Raw genomic sequence first — 15,207 nt, 5'->3', positions numbered from 1 at the left:
TTATGGAAATGAAGCGCATTATTGTATCGCATGATAATATCACCAATCACTTGGATGATGTCTCGACGTCTATTTCTAAAGGGAAAGTGACGACAATCATCGGGCCGAATGGTTGTGGAAAATCGACATTACTCAGTGTACTTTCACGAAGTAATATGCCGACTTCAGGAACGGCTTCACTGGAGAATCGTGATTTAGTGATGTTTAAGCCAAAAGAATTTGCGAAGAAATTAGCGATTGTGTATCAGCAGAATGAAGTGCCAAAAGATTTGACGATTGAAAAACTAGTCAGCTTTGGTCGGTTGCCACATAAAACGTTATTACAGCGGAACCAGGAAGAGGATCGTAAGGCTATAGATTGGGCGTTATCCGTGACGAATCTAACTGACAAACGCCATAATGACTTAGAAGCATTATCGGGTGGAGAGCGTCAGCGTGTATGGATTGCGATGGCACTGGCACAACAGTCAGAAATACTGTGCCTGGATGAACCAACAACTTATTTGGATATATATTATCAGATTGAATTATTGGAGCTCGTGAAATCACTAAATGAAGACTATGGATTGACGATTGTCATGGTGTTGCATGATATCAATCAGGCGATTCGATACAGTGATGAGATTATTATGATGAAGAATGGTCGAATCATTGCAGAAGGTCCGCCGCGTGAAATCATTACAAAGGATATCATCAAAGAAGTATATGGAGTCAACGCTATCTTCAAGGAAGATGACGAATTAGGTCTTTATATGATGTCGCTTGGTATTTAGGAGGTAAGCTGATGAAAAAACGCCTGTCGAAACTGATGCCTTTCATTTATCTGGCAGTCTTTCTCTACTCAGGCTATTTACTCGTGCAGTATGTATATACATACGTGGAATCAGCCAGCTCATTGAAGGAAACGCAAGAGATGTATGAGACGGCGTTAGAAAATACAGCTCAGGTTGCGGTAACGGGAGACGCCAAAGAAGATCTCTTGGAAGATGATTCGATGCGTCCACAGTTTGAAGAATTAAATAAAGTGAATCAAGATATCGTGGGTTGGATTTCAGTGGAAGGTACCAATTTGCATAACCCCATCTTGCAGGCTACAGACAACGACTTTTATTTAAATCGTAACTTCGCACGAGAAAGTAGTCGTGCAGGCAGTGTCTTCATGGACTACCGGAATGATATTACGAATATGAGCCACAACACGGTCCTTTATGGTCATGCGATGAGAAACGATACGATGTTTGGTAGCTTGAAGAAATTTGGTGATCAAGACTATGCAGATGAACATCCGGTTATTTACATGGATACATTGTATGAGGGGTATGATATTGAAGTGTTTGCAGCATACGAAACGACGATCGACTTTTATTATATTGAGACAGACTTTCAGACGACCGAAAAATTTTCAGAATTTCTCGGGGAAGTCGAGTCACGTTCTCTGATTGATATGCCAGTTGAAGTAGGGGCGGAAGATCGAATTGTTACATTATCGACTTGCAATAACTCGGTGAATAGTAAAGATAAACGCTATGTAGTGCAAGGCAAATTAGTGAAGCGCTAACGTATATGGATAGAATGAGGAGTTGCTCTTACAGGGTAGCTCCTTTAATTTCTTTAACGATTCGTCTGGTAATGATACGATAGGATAAAACGATGAGGTGGGGGACTTCATGGACTTGGATCGACTGCAAAATAAATTGTATGAAAATAAATCTTTATTCATTGGAGAAGATACTGCGTTCCGTTCCGCTGTAATTATTCCATTAGTAGAAGCGGAAGGCGAATGGCATGTGCTGTTTGAGGTACGTGCTTTCACGATGAGGAAACAGCCGGGCGACATCAGTTTCCCTGGTGGAAAAATCGACATAACGGATGCATCACCTATGGAAGCAGCTTTACGGGAGACGCATGAAGAGCTCGGAATTGATCCGAAGACGGTACAGATGATAGAGGAGTTAAGCCCATATATTGCATCGCCTTCATTCGTCGTCTATCCGTTTGTGGCGGTCATTGACTATCATGAAATTATTCGAAGTTATAATAAAGAAGAAGTGGAAGAGGTGTTTACCATTCCGCTCAAATGGCTGATGGAACATGAGCCATATATGCATTTGGTATCGATTGAAATAGCCCCGCCAGATAATTTCCCTTTTGAAAAAATTATGAACGGAGACCAGTATAAGTTCAGAAGTCATTCGCTTGAAGAATGGTTTTATGAATATGGTAATTATACAGTTTGGGGATTAACGGCTAGAGTGTTAAAACATTTCATTGATATCGTGAAGAAATAAACCGGAATGAGGATCAAGTATGAAACAAAAGAGGACGTGGAAATTCAAGCTGTTCGTCGGGCTAGCAATTCTCCTGTTAATGAGTGCAGTTGGTTTCTTCCTATTCGCTAGTTCTTATTATACCGCGCAGGCTTACGCGAAAGAAAATATACCATCAGATTCAGATGTAACCGTTGAGAATGGTAAAGAGCTGGTGTTTGAACCTACTTCAAATAAGAAAAATATAGGTTTTATTTTCTATCAAGGGGCAAAAGTAGAAGCTGAAGCATACGCACCATTGGCCAAGGAAATTGCTAAACAAGGCTATACTGTAATCATTCCTCACTTGCCGCTCAAGATGGCCATATTCTCGCCTGATCGAGCAGATAAGGTAATACGTAATCATCCTGAAATAGATACATGGTTAATAGGCGGTCACTCTTTAGGCGGCGTGACGGCATCGGATTATGCATCCCGTCATGAAAAGATTTCCGCGCTCGTGCTGCTGGCTTCTTATCCTGGGAGTCATACGGATTTGAGTGAAACGTCGGTGGATATTTTGTCGATTTCGGCGAGTCGGGATGAGGTGGCAGATGCGAAAGCCATTCAGGCAGCCAAATCTAGTATGCCTGAAAATGCGAAGTTCATCGAGATAGAGGGCGGTAATCATGCAGGTTTTGGTGATTATGGTGAGCAGAAGGGTGACGGTAAAGCCACTATATCGAATGAAGAGCAGATGATGCAGACTTCTGCTGCGATTGTGGAATTAATTGAGGGTTTGAAAAAGTAGAAAGTATCTTCTGCTGAATTAAAAGGCTGTGCTAGAGGTCGTGTCTTCACGATTTCCAGCACAGCCTATAGCGTTATTTTTAGACTATGAAATTAAAGTACTGTTAGTGTCACTTCAATATTGCCTCTAGTTGCTTTGGAATATGGGCAGACGTGGTGTGCTTTTTCAACTAGTTCTTCTAGTTGAGCCTTTTCGATATCTGTACCAGTTACTTGTAAATCAACTTCTAGTTTGAAGCCGCCGTCTGTTTCATCTTTGCACAGGCTGACGTTTGCTGTAACTTCTGATGAAAACTTAACGCGTTCTTTGCTTGCGACAAGTTGAAGTGCGCTGTCGAAACAAGCTGCATAACCTGCAGCGAATAATTGCTCAGGGTTAGTAGAGTTCTCTAATTCTTTCGCTCTTTTTGTACCCGGCATTGCCGTATCGAATTCGACTACTTTGTCGGAGGAAACTACATGGCCTTCTCTTCCTCCGTTAGCAGTTGCTGTGGATGTAAATAATTTTTCTGACATGAAATCACTACCCCTTATCTAATTTTTTAGTCTCACTTCATTGTGTACCCGAATATTGGATAATTATGTGTGAATTCTATAATCTTTTATGCTCGTGTATGGTAACGTCATCTAACGTAGTCAATACGTTTAGTTAAATTAGTTAGGAAGTGGGAACACGATATGAACAAAAATGATATTGCAGATATTCGTAAACGATTTAAATTAGATACAGATCTTTTGACGATTACTGATATTTACCATGTCTATATTAGGCAGGAAAGTAGTGAGATCTACCACGAAGAGAGTCAGGCTTTTGCATTGCTAGACCGTGAGCAACAAGAATTGTTCATGACGAACTTCAAAAAGGTGCTAGGTGGTAAACTAGGCATGAAGTTATTTGAAGTGAAGTTTGAACGTCAGACTGAAGAGAATAACGAGGGTCACGCACAAAAGCTTTTGTATGATGGGTTGCAGGTGGAAGAAACCGAGGATTGGAAAGAAGAGATGCAACATCTAGCACTAAAAATGGTGAAAGATATCCAATATGAAAAGGATCTCGTTGTGACATTTATTCGTGGAAACTACTTTAAAAAGACTAAGCGTAACAGTGAAGAAACAGAAATTGATATGCGGGATGAAGTGTTTACGACACCGTTTATTCTGTGCAGTATGAATCATACGGACTTGCCGAAGCGCTCCATCGTATTTGATTTCCAAGAGCGTGAATTCAAATCGAATACGATGCTCGATCCTATCATTAATCTTGCGTCACCGATAGGCGGCTTTTTATTCCCTTGCTTTACAGACAACTCAGCTGATGTAAATCATGTGTTGTATGCTGCTGGTAGAGCGAATAAGCCAGATTATGCATTCATAGAGAATGTTCTGAATGGAGAAGAAGTGGTCACTGCTGCGGACGATAAGGCTGTTTTCGAGGAAATCGTCAAACAAGTAGTCGGTGGTGAAGTAGATACGGAAACATTAGGAAATGTATATGAAGCTATCTACCGATTAACTGTAGCGGATGACGAAGAAGAAGAACCGGAAGAACCACCTGCAATTGATGCGAAGCAAGTAGAGCGTGTGTTGAAAATGAGCGGCGTCGATTATGTGAATACAGAAGCTGTAGAAACGGCTTTCCAGACTGTAGTGGACGACACCTCTTATGAAATGAAAGCAACTCACATCGTACCAAGCTATACGTCGAAGTCGATTAAGATCGAAACCAAAGTAGCAAATATTTCAATCAGTCCACAAGACTTAAAGTATGTGAAGCAAGTGAACTATGATGGCAAGCAATGTATTTTGATTGAAGTAGAAGAGGACACAATTATTGAAGGATTCAAAGTGATTTCGGAAGATTTATTGACATAAAAACAGTCATTAATTAAATCTAACAAGTGAAGAAGTTCAAAAATTCGACACATTACTGGCTTTATTCTGACAAATAAACAAGTCCCTTTAAACCTAGTTATATTTGATGTATACTAGAAAAGATGGTAGTAGATGTATGGTTAAACATGAGACAGAATAAAGTGCTCCTAGTACGCGCCATGTATGCTGTGACGCCTTATTTAGGAACATTTACGTTTCTGTAAATTTCACATATAAGGAAGGTCAAAATGAGTAATAGACAAACTAAATCAGATGTTATATTAATTGGTGCCGGAATTATGAGTGCAACGCTAGGAACAATGCTTAAAGAATTAGCGCCTGACTGGAATATCTCGTTATTCGAGAAACTAGATAAAGCTGGGGAAGAGAGTTCGCATGAGATGAATAATGCGGGAACAGGACACGCAGCATTGTGTGAACTGAACTACACTTCCGAAAGACCAGATGGGACTGTAGATATCGCAAAAGCGGTTAAAGTTAATGAACAGTTCCAGTTATCTATGCAGTTTTGGTCACATTTAGTAGAGAAAAATTTGATCAAAGATCCTGAACAATTTATTATGCCACTGCCACACATGAGTCTTGTACAAGGTGAAGACAATGTGACGTATTTGAAGAAACGCTTTGAAGCGATGACAGCAAATCCACTATTCGAAGGAATGGAGTTTTCCGAAGATCCGGAAAAACTAAAAGAATGGATTCCGTTGATCATGAAAGACCGTACTGTGGATGAAGCAATTGCTGCAACAAAAATCGATACAGGTACAGACGTAAACTTTGGTGCATTGACTCGTATGTTAATCGAGCACATGCAAAAAGTGGGCGTTGATGTAAACTACGGGCATCAAGTAGAAGATATCAAACGTACAAGTGATGGCGAATGGGAATTAAGAATAAAGAATAATAAAGACGGTAAGCTTGAATTCCATAAAACTAAATTTGTTTTCATTGGTGGCGGAGGCGGAAGTCTTCCATTACTACAGAAAACAGGTATACCTGAAAGTAAACATATCGGTGGATTCCCAATCAGTGGTGTCTTCATGGTCTGCAAAAATCCAGACGTCATTGCAAAACATCATGCGAAAGTATACGGAAAAGCAAAAGTGGGTGCACCACCAATGTCTGTTCCACACTTAGATACTCGCTATATTGATGGTGAAAAGTCCTTGCTATTCGGACCGTTCGCGGGCTTCACACCGAAGTTCTTAAAAGAAGGATCTATGATGGATCTTATTGGTTCAGTGAAACCGAATAACTTAACGACTATGCTAGCATGTGGTGCAAAGAATATGCCATTGACTAAATACTTGGTAGAACAAGTAGTACAAACAAAAGAACAACGTATCAATGAACTGCGTGATTTCATCCCAGACGCGAAAAGCGAAGATTGGGATCTATGGACTGCAGGTCAACGTGTACAAGTCATTAAAGATACTCCAAAAGGCAAAGGTACGCTTCAATTTGGCACAGAGCTTGTAACAGATCAGGATGGTTCCATTGCAGCATTACTTGGAGCATCTCCAGGAGCATCTACTGCAGTAGCAGTTATGCTGGATCTTATTAACAAGTGCTTCCCAGGACAAGTAAGTGATTGGGAGCCGAAGTTGAAAGAAATGATTCCTTCATATGGTAAAGCATTAGCAGAGCATCCTGAATTATTGAAGGACATGCATGCTTCTACTTCCAAGATATTGAAGTTAACTGAAAATGAGCTAGAGAAAGAAGCAGTTCGTAACTAATAGTTAGAATTATAAACGCACTACTACGATGTATTTCGTAGTAGTGCGTTTTTGTTTAAAAAATTATTTTGTCACTGCCGCATTGTACTCATCCCAATACAACTTAAGTTTATCCTTACCATGTGCGATTTCAGGATGAAATTGAATATAAGCATTCTCTCTTGTATGCTCAGTATGCTGTATCGAGGAAACCAACTCCTTTTCTAGTATGCCGTTCTCTAAGTTGTTTGCAATAGAGAGACCTGCAGTTTGTCCCTGGCACATGGCAACTTTAGCTCCTTCAATACCCGTGATGTTTCCCGCTACATAAAGTCCAGGAAGGGTGGATTCCATGCGTTCGTTATGCAATGGGACATAACCGCCTAGCTCTTCTATGTGATAGAAAGGACATCCAGCAACAGCTGCCAATTCCGCTAGTGGGTAGAGTCCGCCGGCGATGCACACGAAATCTGCTCCAATAATCTCTTCGGTACCAGGAATTACTTCACCGGCTGGATTAATTGTAGAGATCTTCACGCCTTCGACTTGTCCGTCACCAATTATTTCTGTGACTGCTTTTCGTAACATTATTGGTATATCCCACATTTTCACACCATTTTTAGGGAAGAATGTAATTCCGAGTTGTTTGAAAAAGTCATTTTTCATCAATTTACTTCCCATTTTAATAAATGCAGAGGGTGCCATATGCGAAACATGCAGAAGTGAGTTCATCACTTCTAATGGCTGTCCGAACTTTTCATTGACGGTATTGGAAACAGGTAATGTGATACAAGCGATATCAATATCCGCCATTTTCAGTTCCATTGCAATTGCCGATGATAAGACGTTCACTCCGATAATGACTCCGCGCTCTCCTGGCTTAACACGATGAACATTGGTCATGACTTGTGCAGCTCCGACTGACATGACGCCTGGAAGGGTCCATCCCTTAATCGGAAGAGGATTTTCTGCAGCGCCTGTTGCTAGTAGTAAATGAGTAGTTTCATGAATTTCTACATCCGTATGGACACTCCAAATTCCGTCTTGAACTTCGATGTTGGAAACGGGCGTGTGAAGCTTGATATCGACACCCAGTTTCTTCGCTTGTTGATGCAATTTATCGGATTCTACAATACCATTCCACCAGTTGCCGTTAGGTTCTTCGTATAGTTGACCGAGTAATCGTCCGCCCGGTTTCATATATTCATCGATAACCACTACACTGTGACCGCGTGAAGCAATTGTGATGGCTGCTGTCAAACCGGCCGGACCTGCACCGATGATGATTGTTTTATTTTCCATGATTGGCCCTCCAATCACGTACGTCAGTCTGTAGTTTACCGCCGCTGACGACTTTCATTCCTTGTGTGAGCGGTGTCAGACAAGCTCGTTCCCCTTGTACACCGTCTACGGTTACTCGGCATTCAAAGCAGTGACCAATATTGCAGTAAATCCCTCTAGGGGAACCACTTTCTTCATGATGGCGTAACGTTCTTATTCCGTTAGCCAGTAGAGCGGCAGCAATTGATTCGTTTTGAAGCGCACTGTATTCTACATCGTTGAATGTAAATGTAATAGTTTGTGATTCATCCAGTTTTCCTAGTACCGGGTGGTTTATGATTCGCTGGCTCATTCAATAACCTCCCCTAACTTGCCGAAACTTACGGGTCTAATTGGCGGTTGATACTTTAATGAAATTTGGGATTCGTTCCGTTCTGTACTTTCAAGCGCAATGCTGTCTACTGCATTGCGGCATGTTCTTCCTCCACAATAGCCCATACCTGCACGCGTACGTAATTTAAGTTCCCTTGGTGTGCATTGAAATTTTCTCGCTGTTTCTTTTAATTCGGAGTAAGTTACTTCTTCGCATCTGCAAATAATTATATCTTTTTCGGACATGTATGTTCACTCCTTGCTAGTTTACTGCTTAACTAATATGCAAGAATCGTGCCAATGGAAAATTCTTTAGAAAGGTATGTCTAATTTGTGCATTTTATTGTACAGAGTAGCACGGGTGATCTCCAGATTTTTTGCACACTGTAGTTTATTTCCACTTGTCTTTTCTAACTCCTGCACAATCAACTTGCGTTCAAAATTCTTTATCTGCTCCGTTAGTGGTGCAATTTCTGTCTGAACAGGTTTTGCTATATTGGCCACGGGCAGTGAATTGGTATTTTCAATGACTTCAGAGGGGAGATCTTGAACATTAACGAGGCCATTATCAGAGAATACGACTAGGCGTTCAATAGCGTTACGGAGTTCCCGAATATTCCCTGGCCAGTTATGTTGTAGGAGTGCTTGCATAACTACTTGCGAAACACTATTAATTTGCCGATTGTACTTAACAGAGAATTCATAAAGGAAGTAATGTGTCAGCTCAATGATATCTTCTGCCCGTTCGCGTAGTGCAGGAATTTTAACATTGACAACATTCAGGCGGTAATATAAGTCTTCTCTGAAAGCACCTTCGCTTACGAGCTCCCGTAAGTCACGGTTCGTTGCGGCGACAATGCGGAAGTCAGCTTCAATCTCCTTCGTACCACCTACTGAATAGTATCTACGCTCTTGAAGGACTCGTAGGAATTTCACCTGCATATCAAGCGGCATTTCTCCTACTTCATCTAATAGAAGGGTACCTCCTCTGGCTAATTCAATCTTTCCCTTTTTCCCTCGCTGGTCAGCGCCTGAAAATGCCCCCTTTTCATAGCCGAATATTTCACTTTCAAATAGACTCTCAGGTATTGCCCCACAGTTTATGGCGACGAATGGTGCGTTCTGCGACTCTCTTAGATTATGGATAGCCTTCGCGAATAGCTCCTTCCCTACACCGCTTTCTCCATAGAGTAAAATACTAGCGTCTGTAGTAGCCGCCTTTTTAGTAACTTCAATTGTCTGTTGCAACCTATCGCTATTTCCTTTTATATAATCAAAAGGACTGTGGCTGGCTGCATTTTTCCGTACCTCTTCTTCGAGCAAAAACAGTTTTTCGGAAGTCGCGTACAGCTCATCATTCATTCGGATTTGGCTTGTTATATCGGTTTCTGACACGACGGCTCCAATTATACGATCCCTGTGATAAATAGGGTTGGAGTTGATCAGCACAACGAGATCCCTACGTGCATGATGCTGCGAGTGACGCACTGAGGAACCAGTTTGCAATGTATGTAGTATCTCTAAATGCTTCGTATCAAAGAAGTCTGTAATGGGTTTACCTATTACATCTTTTTCTTTAAGAGAGAATAAAGACTCGGCTCCTTTGGTCCAGTACAATACATTGGCATCTTGATCAATCACAGTGCATGATTCGTCGATTGTATGAAGGACAGTCTGTAAATACGACAGAGTCTTTTCATGTTCTTCTATTAACTTATCAATAAAACGTTCAGCTTTGATATAACCTGTAATTTCACCATACGTGTTACGACATAATAAGAATTCGACATGGGAAAACTTCTTGGATACGTCACTGATTGGTATATCTAGAGAAAGAATGGGGGAGTTTTCGTAACAGATTTCGTTTTTGTGCATGCGTACATGGAGGTAATCCTGTGCTTGTTGAATAAACAGCTGTGTAGATGGAGTGCGTTTCATAAGTTCTTTAATCATTTCTTCGTTTGTTTTTCCGTTAATAATAAGAAAGTCTTTTTCCATAATATCTGTAATGAAGTTGTGAATATATTTCAACATTTTGGTCACTCCAATGTCAGTATTTTATACAGTGTATACAATACTTTACACATTTTATCTGAAGATTCAATAGTTACAGTGAACTACTCCTTAAAAGTAAATAATTATAGAATATTACGAGAATAGAAAGCGCTACCATGTTTTAAGGTTTATATGGATAATTAACTGTCACATAACTGTCAAATTATAAAGTTGGCATGGTTCTTGCATTATATAAAAGTGAATAAATAATCGAGAGGAGGAGTCTTGTGATAGGAATACAACATAGCGATATCGTTGTAATTGGCGGGGGGATTATGGGAGCCGCCATTGCATACTACGGTTCTAAAGCAGGCTTGGAAATTACAGTGCTTGAAAAGAGTGAACTGGCGAGTGGCACTTCCTCAAAATGTGATGGAAATATACTGGCGATTGATAAAGATCCCGGTTTCGACAGTCAAATGTCTTTGAAAAGCCAGGAACTGGTTCATCAATTAGATAAAGATTTGGAGCTTTCATTTGAATACCGCAATCCAGGAAGTATTTTAGTTTGTGAGAATGATGCAGAGATGGAAGCAGCAAATCAATGGGTATCAAAGCAAGTGGAAGCGGGTTTAAGTTTCAAGATGCTCGACCGTCAAGACTTACGAAATGAATCGAAATACTTTGCAGATGACTTGTACGGTGGATTGGAATGCAAGACGGATTCTACCGTTAATCCATATATGATGACATTCTCCATGTTCCACAGTGCTGAAAAGCAAGGGGCAATTATTCATAAAAATACGGAAGTAACGAGTATGTCACGGAATGTTTCAGGTGAGTTTTTAATTGAAACGACAAAAGGGCAATTTACCGCCAAGCGCGTAGTTAATGCGGCGGGTGTCTGGGCGCCATTGATTGGACAGATGTTAGGTTTGAATATACCGATTGTACCAAGAAAAGGGCAATTAATTGTCGCATCCAGACAACAGCCTGTCGGATTACGGAAAGTCATGGAGTTCGGATACTTAATTTCGAAGTTTGGTGGCGAACGTTCAGTAGATCTGCTTACGGAAAAGTACGGTGTGGCACTTGTCTTTGAACCTACGGAAGCACAGAACTTTTTAATTGGCAGCAGTCGTGAATTTGTCGGCTTTAATACAAAAGTAGATTATAAAGTTATTCGACAAATCGCCAAGCGTGCATTGCGCTTCTATCCTCAGATGGCCGACATGACCGTCATTCGGACGTATGCAGGTTTACGACCTTGGACAGAAGACCATTTACCGATCATTTCAAGAGTAGATGAGATTCCTGGTTATTATATTGCAGCAGGTCATGAAGGTGATGGAATAAGCCTAGCGGCGGTTACTGGAAAGTTAATAGAAGAAATGCTAAGCGATAAGGAAACGTGCATACCTATTGAACCGTTAAGTCTCGGTCGTTTTCGACAGGAGGTTGTACATTCATGAAGTACCAACGGATGTTTACGACGATAGATACACATACCGGAGGAAACCCAACCCGTACGCTGATTAGCGGTATGCCACCTTTACAAGGTCAGACGATGTCTGAAAAAATGCTTTACATGCAGAAGGAGTATGACTGGATACGTAAGTTCCTGATGAATGAACCGCGCGGACACGGTGTCATGTCAGGAGCAATTATGACAGATCCCTGTCATCCGGAAGCAGATGTGGGTGTCATTTATATTGAAACGGGTGGGTATTTGCCGATGTGTGGTCATGACACTATCGGTTTCTGCACCGCGCTGATTGAAACTGGCATGATAGAAGTGAAAGAGCCCTATACGATGATCAAAGTGGATACACCTGCCGGTTTAGTGGATGTTACCGTGAAAGTAGAAAAAGGCGTGGCGAAGGAGGTTACATTCGTCAATGTACCTTCCTTCTTATTGAAAACTGTAGAGTTGGAAGTAGAGGATGTGGGTCATATTGTTTGTGAAATCGCTTACGGTGGTAACTTTTATGGCATTATTGATGCCCGGTCGCTAGACCTTCAGCTGACGAAAGAAAATGGAGCATCGCTCATTAGTAAAGGAATTAAGATACGTAATGCAATCAATGCAACACAGGAAATTGTTCATCCTGAGTTTCCTTTCATTAATGGGTTAACCCATATCGAGTTCTATACTAATCCCACTCATCCGGAAGCAGATCTAAAAAACACGGTAATTGTACCTCCAGGTGGCATCGACCGCTCACCATGCGGTACAGGGACTTCTGCAAAACTTGCGACATTGCATAGTAAAAACGAGTTGAAGGTAGATGAATGTTTTGTTTATGAAAGTATCGTCGGAACATTATTTACTGCACGTATTCTAGAAGAAATAACGGTTGGCGGTGTTGCCGGAGTCATTCCTGAGGTTACTGGCTCTGCATGGATTATGGGAATGCACCGCTTTTACTACAACGAAAAAGATCCTTTGCGGGAAGGGTACCTTCTCATTCCGCCAATGGACCATTGAAGGTGGGATAGCTGAATGAATCTACAAAGAATGTTCCGTACGATGGACACACAGGTGTTTGGAGAAGCTTACCGTATAATTGTGCATTCACCTTTTAACTTTGAAAGCCTGGATGCGCTGAGCAATCAAAAGAAATTAGAAAGCCACTTTGATGCTGAAAAGAATTTATTGTTGAATGAACCTCGAGGACACCGTGGAATGAATGGTTGTATTGTAGGTGCTTCAGCCGTAGCGGATTATCAGTTATTGTTTCTTCATCATCAAGAGGCGATTAATTTTAAATACGAAGCACTTCTTGCTACCACAGCAGCACTACTAGAAATAGGGCATTTGCAACGGAAGAAAGACGGTCAGTATACAGTGGAAACGGTTCACGGTGTATGGCGTGTGAAAGCGGTTGTAGAGCAACAGGAAGTAACTGCTGTACGGATGGAAGTAGCAGAAGGAAAGATGGTGGAGAATGATTCAGAAGCTTCTTGTGTAAAGCTCACGAGTGGGCATATGTTCTATGTATATTCATTACCAGCTTCTATTAAATCGCTTCAATTGGGACAGTTATCAGAGATATTGGAGTGGGGGGCAGTACAAGTAAAAGAGTTGAAGTCACAACAGAAGGCTTTTGATGGCGTGATCTTGAAGGAACAACTTACAGAACACGAGTATCGTTCGGTTACTTTTGAACAGGACGGCTATATATTACGCTCACCGGGAATCGAAAGCACCATCGCTTTGGCAGTAAATGAGCAGCGTACTATAGGTTCATTGAGCAATCAGAGTATTTTCGATAGCAAGATTGACATTCAATTAGTGCCAGGCGATAGGGGCATATTCACGGTGGAGGGCGTGCCTTACATAACGGGCTCGCATGAATTCATTCTTGATCCTGAAGATCCATTACCGAAAGGATTTATCTTAGCTTAAAAGCCACGTCTAGTAAAACCACAGGGGGTTTTAAAATGGAGAAGAGATTACCCAGTTTGGCCGAAGTATTGTTTGTGCTAATCGGATTTGGAGCAATTATGGTGACATTTATTGTCGTATTCGGCATATCCATTCATCTGGCGCTCTTGACGACTTGGTTCCTGATTATAGGATTAGGATTAAAGATTGGCTATAGCTATAAGCAAATGCAGGATGGTTTATTGAGTGGCGTGAATGATGGTCTAGAAGCCGTCATCGTATTAACTTCAGTGGGTGCATTAATTGGTACTTGGATTGCAGGAGGGATTGTTCCTTCCATTATCTATTACGGATTATCAATTATTAATCCAAGTATTTTCTTATTGGCGGCATTCATTATATGTACGGTAACATCGATTGCTACAGGAACTTCTTTTGGATCCGCAGGAACTGCTGGAATTGCGATGATGGCAATTGGTGCAAGTTTCGGATTCCCATTACCGCTTGTTGCAGGTGCTGTTATCTCAGGTTGTTATGTAGGGGATAAAATGTCACCGCTTTCTGATACAACGGTTATGACAGCGTCATTGTCAAAAGTTGATCTCATCGACCATATTAAGTCGATGTTTACGGTCGCACTACCTGCTTGGATTATTTCGGCTTTCTTGTTCTTGATTGTAGGATTATTCTACAAAGGGAGCGGAGATTTATCGGCAGCATTGAACACAATGGATTCTTTGGAAGAGTACTTCAATATTAGCTGGTTTATGTTAATTCCAGCAGCAGTAGTAATTTTATTATTGATATTCAAAATGCCCTCAATTCCCGTTATTTTGTTTGGTGCATTTTTAGGAACGATTTGGGCGTTTTTGTTCCAAGGTGCGACGTTCCTCGAGGCATTCAATATTATGTATGCGGGTAACACGATTGAATCTGGCGTACCGTTTATCGATAATTTATTAAACCGTGGCGGAATTGTGTTTATGCTAGATGTAATCGCGTTGATCATTTTTGCTCTAGGTGTAGGTGGATTAATGGAGCGAATTGGTGTATTGCGTGCAGTAGGGAATTACCTTGGCAAATGGGCAAACAATCCGGGTAAAGCAACGGTAACCACGATGTTAGCTGGACTTCTCGGTAACGCGTTCGGTGGAGCTTATGTTTCATTGATTACGGCCACTAAAATTACTGGCGACAATTATGATAAATTGAATATCGACCGCAGGGTGCTATCAAGAAACTCCGAAGCCGGTGGAACAGTCACTACGGCTATGGTTCCTTGGTCGGATGGTGGCGTATTTATGGCTGCAGCACTCGGAGTATCCACAATGAGTTATCTACCATTCTTATGGTTTAATTTTTTAGTCATTATCATCTCGCTTATTTACGGGTTTACAGGCAAATTTATTTGGAGGACCCAGCCTGGCGAGCATAAGCAAGAGTTTGAAGGTGAAGAAAGTAGCGTAAGTGGTATAAGTGAAATAGGAAATGTAACTAACTAAAA

The 15,207-nt window shown here is 41.2% G+C and carries 15 protein-coding genes; 10 read left to right on the top strand and 5 right to left on the bottom strand.

The features are described from left to right. Positions 1 to 2: 2 nt before the first annotated feature. From CSV64_RS05150 to CSV64_RS05135, 4 genes are all read left to right on the top strand, one after another. Positions 3 to 773 carry an ABC transporter ATP-binding protein gene (locus CSV64_RS05150; RefSeq protein ID WP_099633718.1) on the top strand — a complete coding sequence of 257 codons (771 nt, stop codon included), beginning with the start codon at positions 3 to 5 and terminating at the stop codon, positions 771 to 773. Between the two features lie 11 nt (positions 774 to 784). Beyond that, the gene (gene srtB, locus CSV64_RS05145; protein WP_099633717.1) at positions 785 to 1,558 is read left to right on the top strand and encodes a class B sortase; all 774 of its coding nucleotides are present in this window, start codon (positions 785 to 787) and stop codon (positions 1,556 to 1,558) included. Positions 1,559 to 1,667: 109 nt separating this feature from the next. Then, a complete protein-coding gene (locus CSV64_RS05140; protein ID WP_099633716.1) occupies positions 1,668 to 2,288 on the top strand; it encodes an NUDIX hydrolase in 621 nt (206 codons plus the stop codon). 19 nt (positions 2,289 to 2,307) lie between these two features. After that, complete coding sequence (locus CSV64_RS05135) at positions 2,308 to 3,057, top strand: alpha/beta hydrolase (RefSeq protein WP_099633715.1); 750 nt, start codon at positions 2,308 to 2,310, stop codon at positions 3,055 to 3,057. 92 nt (positions 3,058 to 3,149) lie between these two features. On the opposite strand, the gene CSV64_RS05130 is transcribed toward CSV64_RS05135, so the two are convergent. Continuing rightward, complete coding sequence (locus tag CSV64_RS05130) at positions 3,150 to 3,572, bottom strand: organic hydroperoxide resistance protein (RefSeq protein ID WP_099633714.1); 423 nt, start codon at positions 3,570 to 3,572, stop codon at positions 3,150 to 3,152. Positions 3,573 to 3,734: 162 nt separating this feature from the next. On the opposite strand from CSV64_RS05130, the gene CSV64_RS05125 reads away from it, so the two are divergent. Both CSV64_RS05125 and CSV64_RS05120 read left to right on the top strand, forming a co-directional pair. Next, entirely contained in the window at positions 3,735 to 4,928 is a 1,194-nt protein-coding gene (locus CSV64_RS05125; protein ID WP_099633713.1) for a DUF4317 domain-containing protein, read from the top strand. Positions 4,929 to 5,176: 248 nt separating this feature from the next. Beyond that, positions 5,177 to 6,688: a malate:quinone oxidoreductase gene (locus tag CSV64_RS05120; RefSeq protein ID WP_099633712.1), complete on the top strand. Its 1,512-nt coding sequence runs from the start codon at positions 5,177 to 5,179 to the stop codon at positions 6,686 to 6,688. A gap of 63 nt (positions 6,689 to 6,751) precedes the next feature. Here the strand turns inward: CSV64_RS05120 and CSV64_RS05115 are convergent, their stop codons facing one another. The 4 genes from CSV64_RS05115 to CSV64_RS05100 all read right to left on the bottom strand — a co-directional run bounded on the left by CSV64_RS05115 (position 6,752) and on the right by CSV64_RS05100 (position 10,354). Then, positions 6,752 to 7,969 carry an NAD(P)/FAD-dependent oxidoreductase gene (locus CSV64_RS05115; protein WP_099633711.1) on the bottom strand — a complete coding sequence of 406 codons (1,218 nt, stop codon included), beginning with the start codon at positions 7,967 to 7,969 and terminating at the stop codon, positions 6,752 to 6,754. Further along, positions 7,959 to 8,300, bottom strand: coding sequence for a (2Fe-2S)-binding protein (locus CSV64_RS05110; RefSeq protein ID WP_099633710.1), 342 nt, complete (start codon positions 8,298 to 8,300; stop codon positions 7,959 to 7,961). The genes CSV64_RS05115 and CSV64_RS05110 overlap by 11 nt, the downstream gene beginning before the upstream one ends. Next, positions 8,297 to 8,566, bottom strand: coding sequence for a (2Fe-2S)-binding protein (locus CSV64_RS05105; protein WP_099633709.1), 270 nt, complete (start codon positions 8,564 to 8,566; stop codon positions 8,297 to 8,299). Before CSV64_RS05105 ends, CSV64_RS05110 begins: the two co-directional genes overlap by 4 nt. 66 nt (positions 8,567 to 8,632) lie before the next feature. Next, a complete protein-coding gene (locus CSV64_RS05100) occupies positions 8,633 to 10,354 on the bottom strand; it encodes a sigma-54 interaction domain-containing protein (RefSeq protein WP_233190405.1) in 1,722 nt (573 codons plus the stop codon). A gap of 296 nt (positions 10,355 to 10,650) precedes the next feature. Here CSV64_RS05100 and CSV64_RS05095 point away from each other — a divergent pair, with 296 nt between their 5' ends. From CSV64_RS05095 to nhaC, 4 genes are read left to right on the top strand one after another with little or no spacing between them, the layout of a single operon-like run. Then, a complete protein-coding gene (locus CSV64_RS05095; RefSeq protein WP_369823499.1) occupies positions 10,651 to 11,787 on the top strand; it encodes an NAD(P)/FAD-dependent oxidoreductase in 1,137 nt (378 codons plus the stop codon). Further along, the gene (locus CSV64_RS05090) at positions 11,784 to 12,803 is read left to right on the top strand and encodes a proline racemase family protein (protein WP_099633708.1); all 1,020 of its coding nucleotides are present in this window, start codon (positions 11,784 to 11,786) and stop codon (positions 12,801 to 12,803) included. Before CSV64_RS05095 ends, CSV64_RS05090 begins: the two co-directional genes overlap by 4 nt. 15 nt (positions 12,804 to 12,818) lie before the next feature. Further along, positions 12,819 to 13,724 carry a proline racemase family protein gene (locus tag CSV64_RS05085; protein ID WP_099633707.1) on the top strand — a complete coding sequence of 302 codons (906 nt, stop codon included), beginning with the start codon at positions 12,819 to 12,821 and terminating at the stop codon, positions 13,722 to 13,724. Between the two features lie 35 nt (positions 13,725 to 13,759). Next, complete coding sequence (nhaC, locus tag CSV64_RS05080) at positions 13,760 to 15,205, top strand: Na+/H+ antiporter NhaC (protein ID WP_099633706.1); 1,446 nt, start codon at positions 13,760 to 13,762, stop codon at positions 15,203 to 15,205. The last annotated feature ends 2 nt before the right edge of the window (positions 15,206 to 15,207 follow it).

The sequence above is a fragment of the Sporosarcina sp. P32b genome (assembly GCF_002743335.1).
GTDB lineage: Bacteria > Bacillota > Bacilli > Bacillales_A > Planococcaceae > Sporosarcina.
The sequence above is the reverse complement of the archived record's forward strand: the minus strand, read 5'-3'. Positions and strand labels throughout refer to the sequence as shown.

Excerpts from the sequence above, each read along its gene's own strand:
- CSV64_RS05095 (WP_369823499.1), top strand. The coding sequence starts at position 10,651 with ATGGGAGCCGCCATTGCATACTACGGTTCTAAAGCAGGCTTGGAAATT.
- CSV64_RS05125 (WP_099633713.1), top strand. The coding sequence starts at position 3,735 with ATGAACAAAAATGATATTGCAGATATTCGTAAACGATTTAAATTAGAT.
- srtB (WP_099633717.1), top strand. The coding sequence starts at position 785 with ATGAAAAAACGCCTGTCGAAACTGATGCCTTTCATTTATCTGGCAGTC.
- CSV64_RS05085 (WP_099633707.1), top strand. The coding sequence starts at position 12,819 with ATGAATCTACAAAGAATGTTCCGTACGATGGACACACAGGTGTTTGGA.
- CSV64_RS05140 (WP_099633716.1), top strand. The coding sequence starts at position 1,668 with ATGGACTTGGATCGACTGCAAAATAAATTGTATGAAAATAAATCTTTA.
- CSV64_RS05115 (WP_099633711.1), bottom strand. The coding sequence starts at position 7,969 with ATGGAAAATAAAACAATCATCATCGGTGCAGGTCCGGCCGGTTTGACA.
- nhaC (WP_099633706.1), top strand. The coding sequence starts at position 13,760 with ATGGAGAAGAGATTACCCAGTTTGGCCGAAGTATTGTTTGTGCTAATC.
- CSV64_RS05135 (WP_099633715.1), top strand. The coding sequence starts at position 2,308 with ATGAAACAAAAGAGGACGTGGAAATTCAAGCTGTTCGTCGGGCTAGCA.
- CSV64_RS05120 (WP_099633712.1), top strand. The coding sequence starts at position 5,177 with ATGAGTAATAGACAAACTAAATCAGATGTTATATTAATTGGTGCCGGA.
- CSV64_RS05150 (WP_099633718.1), top strand. The coding sequence starts at position 3 with ATGGAAATGAAGCGCATTATTGTATCGCATGATAATATCACCAATCAC.
- CSV64_RS05100 (WP_233190405.1), bottom strand. The coding sequence starts at position 10,354 with ATGTTGAAATATATTCACAACTTCATTACAGATATTATGGAAAAAGAC.
- CSV64_RS05110 (WP_099633710.1), bottom strand. The coding sequence starts at position 8,300 with ATGAGCCAGCGAATCATAAACCACCCGGTACTAGGAAAACTGGATGAA.
- CSV64_RS05090 (WP_099633708.1), top strand. The coding sequence starts at position 11,784 with ATGAAGTACCAACGGATGTTTACGACGATAGATACACATACCGGAGGA.
- CSV64_RS05130 (WP_099633714.1), bottom strand. The coding sequence starts at position 3,572 with ATGTCAGAAAAATTATTTACATCCACAGCAACTGCTAACGGAGGAAGA.
- CSV64_RS05105 (WP_099633709.1), bottom strand. The coding sequence starts at position 8,566 with ATGTCCGAAAAAGATATAATTATTTGCAGATGCGAAGAAGTAACTTAC.